We start from the raw sequence: 17,466 nt of genomic DNA on the forward strand, positions 1-17,466 counted from the left end.
CGTCGGCAGGGATGAGATGAGCACCGGCTCCACACCACCGCACAAGGGCGGCCGCCCCGCCAGAGGCGGCGGCAGCGAACGCACCGACCGCATGGTGCGGACGCTGCTCCGCCGCCGCAAGCGGTCGCTCGCCTACGAGGACGTCACCGTCGTCGACCGGCCGCGGCTGCGGCGGGCGGTGACGGCGACCGCGGTCGGCAACACCATGGAGTGGTTCGACTTCGGCGTCTACGCGTACGTCGCGGTCACCCTCGGCAAGGTCTTCTTCCCGTCCAGTTCCCCGGCCGCGCAGGTGGTGTCGACGTTCGCCACCTTCGCGGTCGCCTTTCTGGTGCGTCCGCTCGGCGGGCTGGTCTTCGGGCCGCTGGGGGACCGCATCGGGCGGCGCAGGGTGCTGTCCACCACCATGATCATGATGGCGGCCAGCACCTTCGCGGTGGGGCTGCTGCCCGGGTACGGCTCGATCGGCTTCGCCGCGCCGCTGCTGCTCCTGTCGTGCCGGGTGGTGCAGGGCTTCTCGACCGGCGGTGAGTACGCGGGGGCCACCACGTACATCGCGGAGTTCGCGCCCGACCGGCGGCGCGGCTTCCTGGGCAGCTGGCTGGACTTCGGCACGTTCGTCGGCTATTCGCTGGGTTCCGGGCTGGTGACGGTGCTCACCGCCGTGCTCGGGGACGACGGCATGGTGGACGGGGGCTGGCGGATTCCGTTCCTGGTCGCCGGGCCGCTCGGGATCATCGGCCTGTACATGCGGCTGCGGCTGGAGGAGAGCCCGGCGTTCCAGCAGGAGGCCGAGCGGGCGGCGGAGGCGGCGAAGGCCGCGGCGGCCCACGGCGGCACCGCGCCGGTGGAGGACGCGCGGCAGTCCGGCAAGGGGCGGCTGAAGGAGATCTTCACCCGGCACTGGCAGGCCGTGTTGATCTGCATGGGTCTGGTGCTGCTCTACAACGTCACCAACTACATGGTGACGTCCTATCTGCCGACGTACATGACCTCCACGCTCGGCGCGGACGCCACCACCGCCCAGCTGCTGGTGCTCGCCACCATGGTGGTCGTGGCGCTGACGATCACCGTGGTCGGACGGTCCTCCGACCGCTGGGGGCGCCGTCCGATGTTCCTGGCCGGCAGCGGGGCCATGATCGTGCTGGCGATCCCGGCGTTCCTGCTGATCCAGGAGGGCGGCATCCTGCTGCCCGCGATCGGCTGTCTGGTGCTCGGGCTGCTGCTGGTCATGTTCGCGGGCACCAGCGCGTCCACGCTTCCGGCGCTGTTCCCGACCCGGCTGCGCTACGGCGCGCTGTCGATCTCGTTCAACCTCTCCGTGTCGCTGTTCGGCGGGACGACGCCGCTGATCGCGTCGTCGCTGGTGGAGTCGACGGGTGATCCGCTGGTGCCCGCGTACTACCTGATGGCGGCCGGGGTGGTCGGCCTGATCTCGGCCCTGTACCTGTACGAGACGGCCGGGAAGCCGCTGCGCGGCTCGGGCCCGATGGTGGAGACCGAGCAGGAGGCCCGTACGGCGGTGGCGGAGAGCCGCAGCGAGGCCGGGCGCAGGGCACGCGACATCTGGATCAGGGTGCGTCACCCGTGGGGGCACCACCAGCAGCGGTGAGGGCGGGGCTCGTCACCCCCGGCCGAGCGCACGGGTGAGCGTGATCTCGATCAGGACGCGCGCCGGGTTGGGGCGGGGGGTCCGCTCGTAGCGTTCGGCGTAGCGGCGTTCCGCGTCGGCGATCAGCTCGGGTTCGGTGCGGACCCGCGCGATCCCCTCCAGCGTGGCCCACCGCTTGCCCGCCATCTGGCAGACGGCGACCCGCGCGGCGCCTTTGCCCGCCGAGCGGACATGGGCGACCTTGCGGCTGTGGCCGCTCGCGATGACGCGGGCGAGCCCGGCGTCGGGGTCGTAGGTGACGCCGACCGGGACGACGTGCGGGGTGCCGTCGGGGCGGAGGGTGGTGAGGGTGCAGAGATGGCGTTCGCGCCAGAAGGCGAGGTACGCGGGGTCCGGGTTGCGAGGATCGAGAGCCATGACGGGGAACCTATGGCCAGAACGCTGGCGGAGACACAGTTGAGTGGAATAGACTCAACTTTGCGGATGTTGTGCAGAGCAGGATTACGGGCAGGATTGCGTGCCGCTGCGTGACGAGGAGGAGCACAGGACGTGGACGCCGAGCTGACCAACAAGAGCCGGGCGGCGCTGAGCGCGGCCAACGACCGGGCGGTGTCCGCCGGGCACGCCGATCTGACCCCGGCCCATCTGCTGCTCGCCCTGCTGGAGGGGCGGGACAACGAGAACGTGATGGACCTGCTGGCCGCCGTCGACACCGACGCGGCGCTGGTGCGGAACGGGGCCGAGCGGCTGCTCGCCGCGCTGCCCAGCGTGCAGGGCTCCACCGTGGCCCCGCCGCAGGCCAGCCGGGACCTCCAGGCGGTCCTCGTGGACGCCGCGCAGCGCGCCAAGGACCTCGGCGACGACTACATCTCCACCGAGCACCTCCTGATCGGCACCGCCGCCAAGGGCGGCCAGACCGGGGAGCTGCTCGACCAGCAGGGGGCGAGTGCCAAGGCGCTGCTCGCCGCGTTCGAGAAGGCCAGGGGTGGACAGCGGGTGACGACTCCCGATCCGGAGGGCACGTACAAGGCGCTGGAGAAGTTCGGTACGGACTTCACCGCCGCCGCGCGCGAGGGCAAGCTCGACCCGGTCATCGGCCGGGACCAGGAGATCCGGCGCGTGGTGCAGGTGCTCTCGCGGCGCACCAAGAACAACCCGGTGCTGATCGGCGACCCGGGCGTCGGCAAGACCGCCGTGGTGGAGGGGCTGGCCCAGCGCATCGTCAAGGGCGACGTCCCCGAGAGCCTGCGCGACAAGCGGCTGGTCGCCCTCGACCTCGGCGCGATGGTCGCGGGCGCGAAGTACCGGGGTGAGTTCGAGGAGCGGCTGAAGACGGTCCTCGCCGAGATCAAGTCCAGCGACGGCCAGATCATCACCTTCATCGACGAACTGCACACCGTGGTCGGCGCGGGCGCGGGCGGCGACTCGGCCATGGACGCGGGCAACATGCTCAAGCCCATGCTGGCCCGCGGTGAGCTGCGCATGGTCGGCGCCACCACGCTGGACGAGTACCGCGAGCGGATCGAGAAGGACGCCGCGCTGGAGCGCCGCTTCCAGCAGGTGCTGGTCTCCGAGCCGAGCGTCGAGGACACCGTGGCGATCCTGCGCGGGCTCAAGGGCCGGTACGAGGCCCACCACAAGGTGCAGATCGCGGACGGCGCGCTGGTGGCCGCCGCGACCCTCTCCGACCGGTACATCACCTCCCGCTTCCTTCCCGACAAGGCCATCGACCTCGTGGACGAGGCGGCCTCCCGGCTCCGCATGGAGATCGACTCCTCACCCGTGGAGATCGACGAGCTCCAGCGCTCCGTCGACCGCATGAAGATGGAGGAGATGGCGCTCGCCAAGGAGACCGACGAGGCCAGCAAGCTGCGCCTGGAGAAGCTGCGCCGCGACCTCGCCGACAAGGAGGAGGAGCTGCGCGGGCTGACGGCCCGCTGGGAGAAGGAGAAGCAGGGCCTCAACCGGGTCGGTGAGCTGAAGGAGAAGCTGGACGAACTGCGCGGCCAGGCCGAGCGCGCCCAGCGCGACGGCGACTTCGGCACCGCGTCCAAGCTGCTGTACGGCGAGATCCCGGCCCTGGAGCGCGAGCTGGCCGAGGCGTCGGAGGCCGAGGCGGAGGTGCAGCAGGAGGACCGCGGCACCATGGTCAAGGAGGAGGTCGGCCCGGACGACGTGGCCGATGTGGTCGCCTCCTGGACCGGCATCCCGGCCGGGCGGCTGCTGGAGGGCGAGACCCAGAAGCTGCTGCGCATGGAGGACGAGCTGGGCAAGCGGCTGATCGGCCAGACCGAGGCCGTACGGGCGGTCTCCGACGCCGTGCGCCGCACCCGGGCCGGGATCGCCGACCCGGACCGGCCCACCGGTTCCTTCCTCTTCCTCGGCCCCACCGGCGTCGGCAAGACCGAGCTGGCCAAGGCGCTCGCCGACTTCCTCTTCGACGACGAGCGGGCCATGGTCCGCATCGACATGAGCGAGTACGGCGAGAAGCACAGCGTCGCCCGGCTGGTCGGCGCCCCGCCCGGCTACGTCGGCTACGAGGAGGGCGGCCAGCTCACCGAGGCGGTGCGCCGCCGCCCGTACAGCGTGGTGCTGCTGGACGAGGTGGAGAAGGCCCACCCCGAGGTCTTCGACATCCTGCTCCAGGTCCTCGACGACGGACGGCTCACCGACGGCCAGGGCCGGACGGTCGACTTCCGCAACACCATCCTGGTCCTCACCTCCAACCTGGGCAGCCAGTACCTGATGGACCCGCTGCTCGGCGAGGAGGAGAAGAAGCAGAGCGTCCTGGAGACCGTGCGGGCCTCCTTCAAGCCCGAGTTCCTGAACCGGCTGGACGACCTGGTGGTCTTCTCCGCCCTCAGCCAGGACGAGCTGGCCCGCATCGCCGAGCTCCAGATCGCCGCCCTCGCCCGCCGCCTCGCCGAGCGGCGGCTGACCCTGGACGTCACCCCGGAGGCGCTGGCCTGGCTCGCCGAGGAGGGCAACGACCCGGCGTACGGGGCGCGCCCGCTGCGCCGTCTGGTGCAGACCGCGATCGGCGACCGGCTGGCCAGGGAGATCCTTTCCGGCGAGGTCCGGGACGGCGACACGGTCCGCGTCGACCGCGCCGGGGACGGCCTTCTGGTGGGCCCGGCGCGGTGATGCGCCCCGCTCCGTCTTGATCGCGCAAAGCTACGGCCGGGGTTGCACGGCGGGGGCCGATGTGAGGGAGGATGGCGGTATCCATACGAAGGGAAATCCACGGTGAGCATCGACCCGTCCTCGATTCCGAATTTCGGGGGCCAGCCCGAGCCCGAACCGGCGGGTCCGAGCGGCCCCGTGCTGCCCGACCAGGACCTGGTCAAGCAGCTGCTGGAGCAGATGGAGCTGAAGTACGTCGTCGACGAGGAGGGAGACCTCGCGGCGCCGTGGGAGCAGTTCCGCACGTACTTCATGTTCCGTGGTGAGGAGGAGCAGCAGGTCTTCTCCGTCCGGACGTTCTACGACCGGGCCCACGGCATCGAAGTGAAGCCGCAGCTGCTCGAGGTGATCGACGACTGGAACCGCCGCACTCTGTGGCCCAAGGTCTACAGCCACACCAATGACGACGGCACCGTCCGGTTGATCGGTGAGGCGCAGATGCTGATCGGCACCGGCGTCAGCCTGGAGCACTTCGTATCCAGCACGGTCAGCTGGGTGCGCGCTTCGATCGAGTTCGACCGCTGGCTGGTCGAGCAGCTCGGCCTGGAGACCGACGTCGAGTCCGGCGACGAGAAGCCGGGCGACGACGAGGCCTGAGCCGGCCCGGTCGGCGGAGAACAGCCACAGCACGCAAGAGGCACAGCAGGCACAAGGCACAACAGGCAACAGACGGCAGAGCCCGGTTGGCGCGCCGCCCGCAAGGACGACGGCGCCCGGCCGGGCTCTTGCCATGTCCACCTACGTGAGGCGAGAAGGGCCGCAGATGAACGAGCACGCCGGAACGGAAGCGGATCGATTACCGCAGCGCGCCGGACTGGAGGCGTGAGGACATGCTGCTTCGGCTGGCCTGGTCGTCCGTGCGCACCCGAAAGGCTTCCTTCGCCGGGTCCTTCGTGGCGATGGCGAGCGCCCAGGCCCTGGTGACGACGTTCGCGGTACTTTTCGACGCGGGCGCGAGGGCGGCACCGGCGCAGGGCGGGGAAGAGGCGACGTCCTTCGCCGTACCGTTCGGCTTCATCTGCTTGTTCGTCTCGGCCTTCGCGGTGGCCGGGACCTTCTCCCTCTCGGTCCAGCAGCGCACCCGGGAAATCGCCCTGCTGCGCGTCGTCGGCGCGACCCCCGGGCAGGTGCGCCGACTGATCGCGTACGAGGCGTTCGTGGTCGCCGCCGTGGCGGCGGTCCCCGGATGCGGTTCGGGCATCCTGCTCGCCGCCGCGCTGCGGGCCTGGATGGTCGGCCAGGGCTGGGTGCCGGACGCCTTCCCCCTGGACTTCGGCCCCTGGAGCCTGTTGATCGCGGTGGCGATCTGCTGGGTGACCGCCCAGCTCGCGGTCCGGGGCAGTGGCAGACGGGCCTCCCGGGTGCGACCCGTGCAGGCACTGGGGGAAGCGGCGGTGCCGTCCCGGCGGGTGGGCGTGATACGTACCTCGCTGGGGCTGGCAGCGCTGGTCGGCGGCATCTGGGGACTGACGGCCATCGACGACTCGGGAGGGTCCGACGCCGCCGATACCGCAGCCGGCATGGTCATGGTGTTCATGATCGCGGTGGGGCTGCTCGCCCCGTGGATCGGGAAACTCGCCGGCGCGGTGTTCGGCATCGCGTGCCTGGTACTCCTGCCGGTGACCGGATCGCTGGTCCGGGCGAACCTGAGCGTCGGACACCGTCGGCTGGGCGCGGCCGCCACCCCGCTCGCGCTCACCGTCGCCTTCGCGGCCGTACTCCTGTTCGTGCCGCAGATGAAGTGGCACGAACAAGAGCGGCAGGACCGCGAGCGGCTGGCCGCCGACTATCTGGTGCGGACCACAGGGCAGGAGGACCTGTCCGACTCGGCCGCCGGGACGGTCGGTGAACTGCCGGGCGTCGCCGCGGCCATCGGCACCATGGGCACCCACGCCACCGTGCTCACCAGCGACGACCCCACGGGCGATGGCCCGCATGGCATCGCCCAGGCCGTCACGGACGGCCCGCTGCACCAGGTGCTCGACCTGGCCCCCGTCCACGGTGGCCTCGACCGGCTCGGACCGCACGACATCGCGCTGAGCCGGTCCCTGGCCCGCGAGGCCCATGCCGAGGTGGGCGACACGGTGTGGCTGGCCCTGGACGACGACCGCACCGAACGCTGCCGAGTGGCCGCCGTCTACACCCGGGACCAGGGCTTCGGGGAGCTGGTCGTCCCGCGGCGCATGGCCGCCGCCCACCGTCTCCCCGGTGAGCCGTCCATCCTGGACACGGTGTACGTACGTGCCCTGCCGGGGCGGCAGGGAGAGGTGGCTGATCGACTGACGGCCCTGACCAGGGACCATCCGTCCTGGCAGGTCCTGGGCCGCTCCGCGCACCGGGCCGAGGCCCGTCGTCAGCAGGAGACCTCGATGACCGCCACCTACCTGCTGCTGACCGTCGTGACCGTGTTCACGTCGATCTCGGTCGTCAACACCCTGGTGATGACGACCATGGAGCGGGTGGGCGAGTTCGCGTTGCTGCGGCTCGTCGGCTCGACCCGGACTCAAGTGGCCCGCATGATGCGGGCCGAGAACGCCGTGACCGTGCTCGCGGCGCTCCTGGTCGGGGCGACGGTGGCGGGGATGGTCCTGACGGCGTTCAGCAGGGCCCTGACCGGCTCCCCTTACCCCTCTCTTCCGGGCCCCACCATCGCCCTCATCGTGGGCGGCGCGGGCGCGCTCGCGCTCGTCACCGGAGTGCTGACGACCCGTATCGCGCTGCGGCAACGGCCGACCGACGCACTGCGGGACGCCGAATAGCCGCACGCCCATGCGGCAGCGCGGGGTCCGGCCGCCGCGGCCGGACCCCGCGCGGCTCAGGGCGCCAGGCTCTTCAGCCGGGCGGCGGCGTCGGTGAGGACGTCTTCGCGCTTGCAGAAGGCGAAGCGCACGAAGGGGGCGCCCTGGGACTGGTGGTCGTAGAAGACGGCGTTGGGGACGGCCACGACGCCGCAGCGTTCGGGGAGGGAGCGGCAGAACGCGAAGCCGTCGCTCTCGCCGAGGGGGCGGATGTCGGTGGTGATGAAGTACGTGCCCGAGGGGCGGAAGACCGTGAAGCCCGCTTCGGTGAGGCCGTCGGCCAGCAGGTCGCGCTTGGTGCGCATCTCCTCGCGGAGGGTGTCGAAGTAGGCGTCCGGGAGGCGCAGGGCCTCGGCGACGGCGTACTGGAAGGGGCCCGCGGAGACGTAGGTGAGGTACTGCTTGGCGGAGCGGACCGCGGTGACCAGCTCCGGGGTGGCGGTCACCCAGGTCAACCTCTGTTCGCACACATCTTGCGCATGTGCTCTGACCTCGGGTGATGGCATGGCGCTGGCGACCAGAGGCCCGGTGCCCGGCAGTCTGCGCCTATCGTGAGGGGCGAACCTCCTGGACGGACGCACGGAAAGCAGGGGCGCATGGGGACGAGCGGGACGGCTGACGTACGCGGCATGGTGGGTACGGCGGACTGGGCTCCTGCGGCGCGGGTGCGAGACATGGGCACGTCGATCTTCACGGAGATGACGGAGCTGGCGCGCCGTACGGGGGCGGTGAACCTCGGGCAGGGTGTGCCGGAACTCGGCAGCCCCGAGACCTTGCTCAAGGGCGTCGTCGTAGCGGTGATATCGGGTAACAACCAGTACCCGCCCGCCGCCGGTTTCCCGGCGCTGCGTGAGGCTGTCGCGGAACATCAGCTGCGCCGGTACGGCCTCGACTACCGCCCGCAAGGCGAGGTGCTGATCACTACGGGCGCGACGGAAGCGCTCGCTGCGGCTCTGCTTGCACTCTGCGATCCGGGTGACGAGATCCTGGCCTTTGACCCCTGCTACGACGCGTATGCGGCGGATGCTCGGCTGGCTGGCGCTCGGTTGGTAGCCGTGCCGCTGGTGAGCGACGGTGACGGCTTCGCCCTTGACGCTGACGCGCTGCGCGAGGCTGTGACGACGCGGACGCGGGTCCTGCTTCTCAATACGCCGCACAATCCCACGGGCAAGGTGTTCACGGCCGATGAGCTGGCCTTGATCGCCGAGGTGGCGCGGGAGCACTCGCTGACGGTCGTCACGGATGAGGTGTACGAACACCTGGTGTACAACGGCCTGGACCACCTCCCGATTGCCTCGCTGCCCGGCATGAGGGAGCGGACGCTGACGATCTCCTCGGCGGGCAAGACGTTCAGCGTCACGGGGTGGAAGATCGGTTGGGTTTCCGGTCCGGCTCCGCTGGTCGCTGCGGTCGCTGCGGCGAAGCAGTTCCTCACCTACGCGTCGGGGACGCCGTATCAGGAAGCGCTGGCGCATGCCCTCGGCTCGGTGGAGGAGTGGGCCGGGACCCTGCGCGAGACCCTGCGGCACAACCGGGATTTGCTGAGCGACGGCCTGACGCGGGCCGGACTGCGCCCGTACCGGGCGGATGCCGGGTATTTCCTCCAAGCGGACGTACGGCCGTGGGGCTACGCGGACGGCGTGACGTTCTGCCGTGAACTGCCCGAGCGGGCAGGCGTGGTGGCCATCCCGACCTCGGCCTTCTATCAGAGCGCTGACGCTCCGGAGTGGCTCGTCCGGTTCTCCTTCTGCAAGCGGGAGGATTCGATCCACACGGCTGTGGAAAAGTTGCTCGCTGCGCGCTGAGGGATTCGCCTCTGTCAACCCGTGTTCATGCCCGCCTGGGGGTGCGGGTACTGAGGGCTGACGCCGCCGCTTCAAGGGCTAGGTGCCACGGATAGTTCTCCGGTCGGCCCTGGCCCGGCTTGTTGGGTACGAATCCGCCTTCCCCGTACAGCACGTGCACGCCCATCGCTCGTAGCGTGGCAACGCTGGTGTCGAACTGCGTGTGCTGGACGTAGGCGGCGTTGACGCATGGCATGGTCACGGTGGGGATGCCCTTGCCGATGGCCTCGGCCACGAATCCCACGATGAACTTCTCGGTGATCCCCAGGGCCCACTGGTTGATCGTGTTGAAGGTGGCGGGCGCCAGCACCGCGACATCCGCCGGGGGCCAGGCGTCCGGCTCCTGGGGCAGCTTGTACTGGCTGCGCACCGGGTGTCCGGTCAGTTCCTCCAAGGCTGGCAGCTCGTCGTCAAGCCAGCGTGCGGCCGTGGGGGTCAATCCGAGGCAGACATCCCAGTCGGCCGCCTGCGCTCGTTCGATGACGCCAGCGATGTTCAGCACCGGCGGGGCGGCGCTTCCGAACAGGTAGAGGACAGGGTTCGCGGTCATGCGGGCAGTCCACCGTGTGGCACCCTCCATGCGCAAACCCCCCGCCCGCTCGGCGTTGAGATCGTCGTTCGTCGTCTTCTGCCGTGGCCGAGCGGGTAGCGTCTCCGTTGAGTGAGTCACGAAAGGGAGGCATGTATGCCGTTCCCCGACGACGAGCACACGGGCGCTCGGATCGCACATCACCGGAAACGGGCTGGGCTGACTCAACGTGGGTTGACTCAGAAGATCCCCTACTCCTACAGCCTCCTCACCCAAGTCGAATCCGGGCACAAGCCCGCCAGTCCCGACTTGGTGGCCGCTGTGGCGAAAGCGCTGTGCATCGACGTCACCGCGCTGACTGGCCAGCCCTACGTCACCGAGCTGCAGCAGGACCGGTTGGCCTCGCTGGTCCGCCCGATCCGTGAAGCCCTCGACCTCTACGACCTGGGGGCCGATCCGGCGATCAAGCCGCGTCCCACTCCTCAGCTCATCGCCGCTGCTCAGACTCTGTGTCAGCAGGTCCGGGCCACGAAGCTCCATGACGCTGCGCTTGATCTCCCCGGCACGATGGCGGAGATCACCACAGCCGCGTATCAGGCTCCGTCGTCCGAGTTGTGGGCCGCTCTGTCGAGTACCTACCGCACCGCGCACGACCTGGCCGTGAAGCTGGGCTATTACGACTTGTCCACCGTGGCTCTGGACCGTATGGAGTGGGCCGCGTCGCGGGCTTCCGATCCGTTGCTGTCAGCAGTGCGCCAGTACATGCGCGCGCTGGTCTACTTCCGAGAGGGCGAGTACACCATTGGTCAGCGGCTCGTGGCCTCCGGACAGGGGCTGTTGGGGCCAGCTCCGCAGACACGAGAGAGTCAGGCCGTCGCCGGACAGCTTCACCTCGGGGCAAGCATCATCGCTGCCCGCGCCGAGGACGAAGGCGCGGTGACGACCCACCTTGCAGAGGCCAAGTCCTACGCGGATCGGGTGGGTGAGGCCACGGACGTGCACTGGCTGTCCTTTGGTCCCACGAACGTCAGGCTGCACGCCGTATCCGCCCATGTCGAGATGCATCACTATGGCGAGGCTCTGCGAGAGGCCGCGAAGGTGCGGATACCAAAGGACTGGCCTGCGTCCCGTGCCGCTCATTTCTACGTGGATCAGGCACGGGCTCAGATGGAGGCGGGCCGTAACGAAGCGGCCTTGAAGTCCATCGTCACCGCGCGCAAGCTGGCTCCGCAGCAGACGCGGTATCACTCAGGCGCACGAGAGACCATCAGGAGCCTGATCCACCTGTCCCGGCGTACTCCGGACACCCTTGATCACTTGGCCGCTTGGGTGGGTCTCTAGCACTTTCACCGCAGTAGCCCCCGGCTTTCACGCAAGTGTGAAAGTTGGGGGCTTCGCATGTCACCAGCATGAATACTCAGCCGGTTTACACCCGCCACAGGACCCCGGCGACGCGGGCATGCGCCCCGGGGCGTGGCCAACCTGAGGAAGCAGGTCGACATGCGGAACTGTATCGGCAGGATCTTCGAACCGTTGAGGAGAGTGCTACGACCCGGTCAGGGGCGCCATCGCACGGTGAAGACAAGCTCGCCGGTGACCTGCGGGGATGCCTCGACCTTGCGCATTCCTCGTGTGTGCCAGGTGTCGACTCGGCCGACGTTGCGCGGGGAAGAGATCGCCCTCGTCCGGCCGTACGTCGTGGCGCATGAGCGGCGGCAGGTACGTGGCGGTGAGGGCTCCCCTCGCGTGGCGCTGGTGTGCCCGCCGCACGGGATGGTGGTGGTCCGGTGAGTGCGCAACCGCGGCTGCTGCCCTGGAACGGCACGAACGGACAGCCCGCCTATCTCGTGACCGACGAAGAAGGCACCGGGCACGTGTCGAGGCTCGCCGACGAGATGGAAGCGTTCCAGCTCAACATGGCCACCGAACTCGTGGGTCATGCCCTCGAACTGCTCGGCAACCCCAAGGCAGAGGTGGAAGAGCTGCGCTTTCTCTCGAACCGCATGATCGAGGCGCTGCGTGATGCGCTCCGGATCGCTGAAAGTCGCGGCAGGCGCCTCGGCCTGTCCGAAGAGGACGAGGACGACGAACCGAATCAGGCGAATGAGGCGGGCGGATGAGCGAGAGGTCGGAAGGCTGGCAAGTCGGTCCCGCACCGGGGCGTGGCCTGCACCGCAGGAAAGACGGCCTGCTTGAACTGCCTCTTCAAGTCCTCCGCCCTGGCCGCGCGTCCCTGGATTCGCTGGTGCTGACGGTGGTGGAGGCAGAGCAGTTGCACGCCGCCCTGTGCTACGCGCTCGGCGACGAGCCTGCCCCAGCAAACGCTCCGGAGTGCCGAAAGCCGGTCCGTTACCCGGGTGGCCGACAGCAGTACTGAGGTCGGCTCGGTCACAAACAACCGAAGAAGCAACACCGGACCACCCCCCTTGCCTGGACAGCTCACGGGGTGGTCCGGCTGGGGATCGATCACGAACCCCGGTGCCGATGGTACCGGGGTCGTCGTCGTGTTCTCGTACGGCGTCCCTGCATGTTGATGGTCAGACGGCTTGCAGAGAAGGGGACTTGACCGAATGTGCGGCCTGGGGGATGACGGGTTCGACGGCGAAGCGGCAGACCTGGACGCGGGGATATGGGTACGTGGAGTGGACTACGTGAGCGGCTGGCGAGACGCGCGGGAAGCGACGGCCGAGCTGGGCGACGCGCTGAGGCTGGTCGGCATGGAGACGGCGGAGATGCGCTTGCGCGCCGCTTCGGGCGCGGACGGCTCCGGAGTCGTGCGGCTAGAGCTGTCGGCAGCGGGCGCGCGTGAGGTGGCGATGCTCGCTCGGGTGGCGGCGGCCCGGCTGGGCAGGGCGAGCTGATCGGGGCGGCCGGTGGTGGGCGTGCGGTGCCTGGGTGGTGCGCTGTGGGCACGCCGCCGGCCGTAGCGGCTTTTGGGCGGGAGCTGCCACGGGGCGAGAGAACAGGGGGCCTTACGCTGGCCCGGCGAATCGGGCGGGTCTGTGATCCTGCCCGCGTTTGCGACCGATCGGCCCCCTGTTCTTAGAGGCTCGCCCCGTGGTGGCTGCCTAAAAGTCGCGTAGGCCGTCGGCCCCAGCCACGACGCACCAGCCCGTACGGCGGTCGGCTCCTCGTGAGCGATCGTGGCGCGCTCGGAAGTGCGGGCGGTGGGCGCCCGACGGGACCGGCGGCCACGCCGCAGCCCGGCGGGGCGCCCACACCGCCCGGCGCGCCGCAAGGCGCGCCCTTGAGTAAGTGAAGACAGGTTTCGACACCGTCTTCAGCCACCGAGTGTGGGAAGCACAGTACGAGCGGATAGGGCTGGCTGCTACAACGAGTACATGAAGAGAAGCTTAGCGTGGAGCGCTGCTGCCATCGGCATGCTGGGGTTCTTTCTGCTGCTTTGGCGCGGACCCTGGTGGTTCGACGGTAGCCATCTACGAGATCGAGCTCTTGAACCTGCTGATGGCGTCGTCATAACTGGATTTCGCACCATGATGGTCGCAATGGGTGCAGGAGTTGTTGCTGGAGTCGGTCTTTACTACACGCACCAGACCCTAAGGCATACGCGAGAAAAGGACGCCAGAGACGTCGAGTTAACCCGAGAAGGGCAGCTTACTGATCGGTATGTTGAAGCCATCAAGTTACTTGGTTCCGACAACCCGACCCAACGCATCGGCGGTATTTATGCCCTGGAGCGGATCATGCGGGACTCAGAGAGAGACCATGCCGCCATTGTGGAAGTCCTTGCCGCTTACATTCGCAACCCTCCTTCCGGCGCTAAACCTGACCAACTTGACGCGAACGAGAAAGAACCTTGCAATATTGACCTAGAGCAACACATCCAGGCCGCACTTACCGTTTTATGCCGACGCCCACGGCGACCAGAAACATTCCGCATCAATCTTGCCCGCGCCAACCTGCGCGGAGCGGACTTGACCAATGCCCGACTGGACGGTGCCGACTTGAGTGGTGCGCAACTTCAGGAGGCGAACTTGGACTTCGCTCAGCTGAAGAAGGCAAACCTTAGCGATGCTCAGCTAACGAAAGCTCGAATGGACAACGCGCAGATGCAAGGGGCCGATTTAAACGGTGCGCAGCTGCACGCGGCTCAACTATTCGCCACCCATTTAGAGGGGGCTGAGCTAGACAACATTCAGCTTCGAGGGGCCTATTTGGATGGTGCCCGACTAGATAAAGCGAGCTTGCTCCATGCATTTTTAGAAGGAGCTAGCCTTTATGAGGCTCGACTGAGAGGAGCTGAACTTGATGGGGCCCGCTTAAATGGAGCTGACTTAGGAAATGCGAACCTTGATGGAGCAACGCTGAGCGACGCCGATCTATCGTCAGCGAGGGGGCTGCAAGTCGACCAGCTTGCCTCAGCCGAGCTGTCTGCTTCAACACTCCTCCCGCGTAGATTGGCGGAGGACCCACGCATTAAGGGAAAAGTCTCTGGATGATGATTTCTAGGCTGCGCTGGCGGTAATTCGGTAGGTAAGTTGAGCGTGGTCGGCGCTGGCGCGGAGTTCTTCGAGGAGTAGCGGGTGGTCGTCGGTGCCGAGTGTGACGCGGGCGGTGTGGAGGATCGGGGTCGCGTCGGGGGTGTCCAGGGTGCTGCGTTCGTCGGGCAGTGGCATGCGGGCGCTGACGGTCTCGTGCCAGGTGAGTTCGTGTCCGGCTGCGGTGAGGATGGCGTAGATCTGCTCGGGCTCGGTGTCCGGTGCCTGGGCCAGTTGTTCGGCCTGGTCGGCGGTGGTGAACGGGATCAGTACGCGGTGGAGCGCGCGGGCGCCGGTGTCGGGGTCGGCTAGCAACCGGTCGACACCGAAGAGCGCTTCCCCCTCGTCGAGTCCAAGCAGCGGGGCCGTGGTCGCCGTGGTCGTGGTGCGGTAGATGGCCGGTTCCTCGACCCGCTCCCACGCTTGGTGTCCGGTGTGGAAGGTCTTGCCGCTGCGGGTGATGGTCCGCTCGATGGTGACGGCGGGTGCGGGCAGGGCGCGGACGTAGCTGCCCTTGCCGTGGATGACCTCGATGAGTCCTTCGGCGCGGAGTGCAGCGATGGCCTTGCGGACGGTGGGGCGGCTGACCTTGTAGCGCTCGATGAGCTGGGCCTCTGAGGGGAGCGGGGCCCCGGGCTTGTATTCGCCTGCCGCGATGCCGCTGCGGATTTCGGCGGCAACCTGCTGGTACAGCGCTCCGGGGCGCTGGATCTCTCCCATGCCGGGCTCTCCTCGTCACCTGTCGTCGGTAGTTCTGACGTGACCTGATGTCACTCGTAAGCATAAGTACTTGCCTCCGGCCGTCAAGGCATGCATAGTTGGCGACTCGTAAGCACGAGTGACGTCACGTGACGTGTGGCGTCTCGACTGGCCAAGGAGGCCCACAACCCATGCAGTCCATCCCTGTGGACACATCCCGGCTGGGCGTACTGCGGTGCGCGGTCGGGCCCGAACCGAAGATCGCGGATTTCGAAAGCAAGGAGGTCAAGAAGGACCGGGACGGCAACACGATCTACACCGTCGCCGTGACGGTGCGGCAGGACGGGCGGCGCGTGTCGGTGATCGAGATCGCCGTATCCGGTGAGCCCAAGGGCGTTGTGGAGGGCTCGGAGGTGCGGGTGACGGGCCTGGAGGCGTTCGCCTGGACCATGGGCGACCGCCACGGCGTCAGCTTCCGCGCAGCGGCTATCACCCCCGTACCGGCTCCGGGCTCGTCGGCGTCGGCGGGCAAGGGCGGTGGTGCGTGATGGGTCCGCTCCTGTTCATCGTCGCGCTGCTGGTGGTGGCCTGGATGGCGGTCATCGGCCCCCAACTGCGAGACCAGCGGCCGGACTGGCACTGGTACCTGATTGGCTTCCCGCGTACCGCGCTGCGGGTGATGGTCACCTGGCGCAAGGTCGCTCACCTCAATGACCTCACCGTTTCCCACAAACCCAATCGGCGCCTGCTGGGGGATCTGGCGGTCAAGGGCGAGCCTCTGCGCACCCGCGTGCCGCGCTTGTCTTTCCCCCAACCCACGCCGAATGGACTGTCGGTGCTGGTGCGACTGCACCCGGGGCAGACCCCGGAACCGTTCCTCGCTGCGGCTGACGCGCTAGCCCATGCCTGGCGGGTGCACGCGGTGCGGATCGTCTCTCCCGAACGCGGCGTCGTGCTGATCACCGCGTCAGCCAGTGATCCGCTGGAGCATCCGGACCGGCCTACAGGTGAGGTGTCGGCGTCATTACTGTCGGCGGTGGTCGGCACGTTGGAGACAGGCCACGCCTGGGTGATGGACTTCCGGCGGATACCGCACTGGCTGATCGTCGGCGCCACACGGTCGGGCAAGTCCACCCTGATCGCCCGGCTCATCACCGAACTCGCTCCGCAACCTGTTGCCCTGGTCGGCGTCGACTGCAAGGGCGGCATGGAACTGGGCCTGTTCGAACGGCGGCTCTCAGCCCTGGCCACCTGCCGCAGTGAGGCCATCGCGGTACTCGGGGCCCTGGTGGTCGACATGCAGGACCGCATGCGCACCTGCCGGGCGGCCGGGGCCCGTTCGATCTGGGAACTGCCCGAGGAACAGCGGCCGATGCCCGTGGTGGTGATCGTCGACGAGATAGCCGAGCTGTACCTGACAGGCGGGAGCAAGGAACAGCGGGCAGAGGCCGAACAGTGCTCCACCTACCTCCTGCGCCTGGCGCAGCTCGGTGCGGCACTGGGGATGCACCTGGTGGTGGCCGGACAGCGGTTCGGCTCCGACCTCGGGCCGGGGGTAACGGCGCTGCGGGCCCAGTTGAGCGGCCGTGTCTGCCACCGCGTCAACGACCCCGGTACCGCAGAGATGGTTCTGGGCGATCTGAACAAGGACGCGGTAGCGGTCGCGCAGTCCATCGGAGAGGCCGAACAAGGTGTCGCGGTCACCACCGGGGAGCTGGGTGGCTGGATGCGCGGGCGGTCCCACCTGACCACCCCCACGGATGCCCAGTTGACGGCGGCCGAATACGCGGGGCTCGCACCCCGCCTGCGCGGGATCGTCCGCGCCCTGGAAGACCTGAACGGAGGGGATGACGTATGAGCGAGCAAGCGGCTCTCCCGCTGGCGCTGCTCTTCGGGCTCGCCACCGTGCTCCTGGTCCGCTCCCGCGCGGTGCGCTGGTGGGAAGCGGTGCTGATCGGTCTGTTCGGCATGTACCTGGGCCAGACACCCGTCATCTTCACCGCAGACGGCCTCGTGAACTGGCTCCTCTCCGGCTTCACCCACAACAGCTAGACCACCCTCGGGAGGCCCACCAGGTGACCATGCGCCGTGTCCGCTGCCCCATCTGCAAGGGGGAGCGCTTCCCCAAGACCCGCACCGGCCACCGGCGGCGCTGCCGCTGCTGCCGGGGCACCGGAACCATCCGCTGACCCACCCAACCCACCCCGCCAACCAAGGGAGTGATCGCCATGGACGACACCCACCCAACCGCAACCATTCGTGCCGCTGCGGCGGCCCACCCCGGGAGGTCCCCACCATCACC

General features: G+C 68.6%; 15 protein-coding genes and 1 pseudogene. 12 read left to right on the forward strand and 4 right to left on the reverse strand.

Annotation, left to right across the window (positions count from 1 at the left end; genetic code table 11):
- Positions 1 to 91: 91 nt before the first annotated feature.
- Positions 92 to 1,612, forward strand: coding sequence for a glycine betaine/L-proline transporter ProP (proP, locus tag ACH4TL_RS16755; RefSeq protein ID WP_398314933.1), 1,521 nt, complete (start codon positions 92 to 94; stop codon positions 1,610 to 1,612).
- 12 nt (positions 1,613 to 1,624) lie between these two features.
- Here the strand turns inward: proP and ACH4TL_RS16760 are convergent, their stop codons facing one another.
- Entirely contained in the window at positions 1,625 to 2,029 is a 405-nt protein-coding gene (locus tag ACH4TL_RS16760; RefSeq protein WP_398314645.1) for a pyridoxamine 5'-phosphate oxidase family protein, read from the reverse strand.
- A 132-nt stretch (positions 2,030 to 2,161) separates the two neighbouring features.
- Between ACH4TL_RS16760 and clpB the strand changes: the two genes are divergently transcribed.
- The 3 genes from clpB to ACH4TL_RS16775 all read left to right on the forward strand — a co-directional run bounded on the left by clpB (position 2,162) and on the right by ACH4TL_RS16775 (position 7,554).
- Positions 2,162 to 4,756 (forward strand): ATP-dependent chaperone ClpB, encoded by a 2,595-nt coding sequence (gene clpB, locus ACH4TL_RS16765; protein ID WP_398314646.1) that lies wholly within the window; start codon positions 2,162 to 2,164, stop codon positions 4,754 to 4,756.
- 102 nt (positions 4,757 to 4,858) lie between these two features.
- On the forward strand, positions 4,859 to 5,392 hold the full coding sequence (locus ACH4TL_RS16770; protein WP_398314647.1) for a YbjN domain-containing protein: 534 nt from the start codon (positions 4,859 to 4,861) through the stop codon (positions 5,390 to 5,392).
- Between the two features lie 233 nt (positions 5,393 to 5,625).
- Positions 5,626 to 7,554, forward strand: a complete 1,929-nt coding sequence (locus ACH4TL_RS16775; RefSeq protein ID WP_398314648.1) for an FtsX-like permease family protein — start codon at positions 5,626 to 5,628, stop codon at positions 7,552 to 7,554.
- A gap of 56 nt (positions 7,555 to 7,610) precedes the next feature.
- On the opposite strand, the pseudogene ACH4TL_RS16780 reads toward ACH4TL_RS16775, so the two are convergent.
- Positions 7,611 to 8,051 (reverse strand): annotated as a pseudogene (locus tag ACH4TL_RS16780) (aminotransferase class I/II-fold pyridoxal phosphate-dependent enzyme); the annotation flags it as partial.
- 216 nt (positions 8,052 to 8,267) lie between these two features.
- Between ACH4TL_RS16780 and ACH4TL_RS16785 the strand changes: the two are divergent.
- Positions 8,268 to 9,398: an aminotransferase class I/II-fold pyridoxal phosphate-dependent enzyme gene (locus tag ACH4TL_RS16785; RefSeq protein WP_398314649.1), complete on the forward strand. Its 1,131-nt coding sequence runs from the start codon at positions 8,268 to 8,270 to the stop codon at positions 9,396 to 9,398.
- Positions 9,399 to 9,423: 25 nt separating this feature from the next.
- Here the strand turns inward: ACH4TL_RS16785 and ACH4TL_RS16790 are convergent, their stop codons facing one another.
- Positions 9,424 to 9,987, reverse strand: a complete 564-nt coding sequence (locus tag ACH4TL_RS16790; RefSeq protein ID WP_398314650.1) for a flavoprotein — start codon at positions 9,985 to 9,987, stop codon at positions 9,424 to 9,426.
- Positions 9,988 to 10,122: 135 nt separating this feature from the next.
- Between ACH4TL_RS16790 and ACH4TL_RS16795 the strand changes: the two genes are divergently transcribed.
- From ACH4TL_RS16795 to ACH4TL_RS16810, 4 genes are all read left to right on the forward strand, one after another.
- The gene (locus tag ACH4TL_RS16795; protein ID WP_398314651.1) at positions 10,123 to 11,307 is read left to right on the forward strand and encodes a helix-turn-helix domain-containing protein; all 1,185 of its coding nucleotides are present in this window, start codon (positions 10,123 to 10,125) and stop codon (positions 11,305 to 11,307) included.
- Between the two features lie 446 nt (positions 11,308 to 11,753).
- A complete protein-coding gene (locus ACH4TL_RS16800; RefSeq protein ID WP_398314652.1) occupies positions 11,754 to 12,086 on the forward strand; it encodes a hypothetical protein in 333 nt (110 codons plus the stop codon).
- Positions 12,087 to 12,617: 531 nt separating this feature from the next.
- Positions 12,618 to 12,827: a hypothetical protein gene (locus tag ACH4TL_RS16805; RefSeq protein ID WP_398314653.1), complete on the forward strand. Its 210-nt coding sequence runs from the start codon at positions 12,618 to 12,620 to the stop codon at positions 12,825 to 12,827.
- A 480-nt stretch (positions 12,828 to 13,307) separates the two neighbouring features.
- Entirely contained in the window at positions 13,308 to 14,426 is a 1,119-nt protein-coding gene (locus ACH4TL_RS16810; protein WP_398314654.1) for a pentapeptide repeat-containing protein, read from the forward strand.
- 6 nt (positions 14,427 to 14,432) lie between these two features.
- Here ACH4TL_RS16810 and ACH4TL_RS16815 read toward each other — a convergent pair whose 3' ends face one another.
- On the reverse strand, positions 14,433 to 15,185 hold the full coding sequence (locus tag ACH4TL_RS16815) for a GntR family transcriptional regulator (RefSeq protein ID WP_398314655.1): 753 nt from the start codon (positions 15,183 to 15,185) through the stop codon (positions 14,433 to 14,435).
- Between the two features lie 170 nt (positions 15,186 to 15,355).
- On the opposite strand from ACH4TL_RS16815, the gene ACH4TL_RS16820 reads away from it, so the two are divergent.
- Genes ACH4TL_RS16820 through ACH4TL_RS16830 form a run of 3 tightly spaced genes read left to right on the forward strand, consistent with a single transcriptional unit; the run spans position 15,356 to position 17,216 of the window.
- Positions 15,356 to 15,712 carry a hypothetical protein gene (locus ACH4TL_RS16820; RefSeq protein ID WP_398314656.1) on the forward strand — a complete coding sequence of 119 codons (357 nt, stop codon included), beginning with the start codon at positions 15,356 to 15,358 and terminating at the stop codon, positions 15,710 to 15,712.
- Entirely contained in the window at positions 15,712 to 17,022 is a 1,311-nt protein-coding gene (locus tag ACH4TL_RS16825; RefSeq protein WP_398314657.1) for an FtsK/SpoIIIE domain-containing protein, read from the forward strand. The genes ACH4TL_RS16820 and ACH4TL_RS16825 overlap by 1 nt, the downstream gene beginning before the upstream one ends.
- A complete protein-coding gene (locus ACH4TL_RS16830) occupies positions 17,019 to 17,216 on the forward strand; it encodes a hypothetical protein (RefSeq protein WP_361486214.1) in 198 nt (65 codons plus the stop codon). The genes ACH4TL_RS16825 and ACH4TL_RS16830 overlap by 4 nt, the downstream gene beginning before the upstream one ends.
- Positions 17,217 to 17,466 lie beyond the last annotated feature (250 nt).

This window comes from Streptomyces sp. NPDC021115 (assembly GCF_044333065.1).
Lineage (GTDB): Bacteria > Actinomycetota > Actinomycetes > Streptomycetales > Streptomycetaceae > Streptomyces.

Bases quoted from the DNA above. Each gene is read 5' to 3' on its own strand.
- ACH4TL_RS16760 (WP_398314645.1), bottom strand. From the start codon at position 2,029: ATGGCTCTCGATCCTCGCAACCCGGACCCCGCGTACCTCGCCTTCTGG.
- ACH4TL_RS16815 (WP_398314655.1), bottom strand. From the start codon at position 15,185: ATGGGAGAGATCCAGCGCCCCGGAGCGCTGTACCAGCAGGTTGCCGCC.
- ACH4TL_RS16830 (WP_361486214.1), top strand. From the start codon at position 17,019: ATGAGCGAGCAAGCGGCTCTCCCGCTGGCGCTGCTCTTCGGGCTCGCC.
- ACH4TL_RS16785 (WP_398314649.1), top strand. From the start codon at position 8,268: ATGGGCACGTCGATCTTCACGGAGATGACGGAGCTGGCGCGCCGTACG.
- ACH4TL_RS16820 (WP_398314656.1), top strand. From the start codon at position 15,356: ATGCAGTCCATCCCTGTGGACACATCCCGGCTGGGCGTACTGCGGTGC.
- ACH4TL_RS16790 (WP_398314650.1), bottom strand. From the start codon at position 9,987: ATGACCGCGAACCCTGTCCTCTACCTGTTCGGAAGCGCCGCCCCGCCG.
- ACH4TL_RS16810 (WP_398314654.1), top strand. From the start codon at position 13,308: ATGAAGAGAAGCTTAGCGTGGAGCGCTGCTGCCATCGGCATGCTGGGG.
- ACH4TL_RS16795 (WP_398314651.1), top strand. From the start codon at position 10,123: ATGCCGTTCCCCGACGACGAGCACACGGGCGCTCGGATCGCACATCAC.
- proP (WP_398314933.1), top strand. From the start codon at position 92: ATGGTGCGGACGCTGCTCCGCCGCCGCAAGCGGTCGCTCGCCTACGAG.
- ACH4TL_RS16775 (WP_398314648.1), top strand. From the start codon at position 5,626: ATGCTGCTTCGGCTGGCCTGGTCGTCCGTGCGCACCCGAAAGGCTTCC.
- ACH4TL_RS16825 (WP_398314657.1), top strand. From the start codon at position 15,712: ATGGGTCCGCTCCTGTTCATCGTCGCGCTGCTGGTGGTGGCCTGGATG.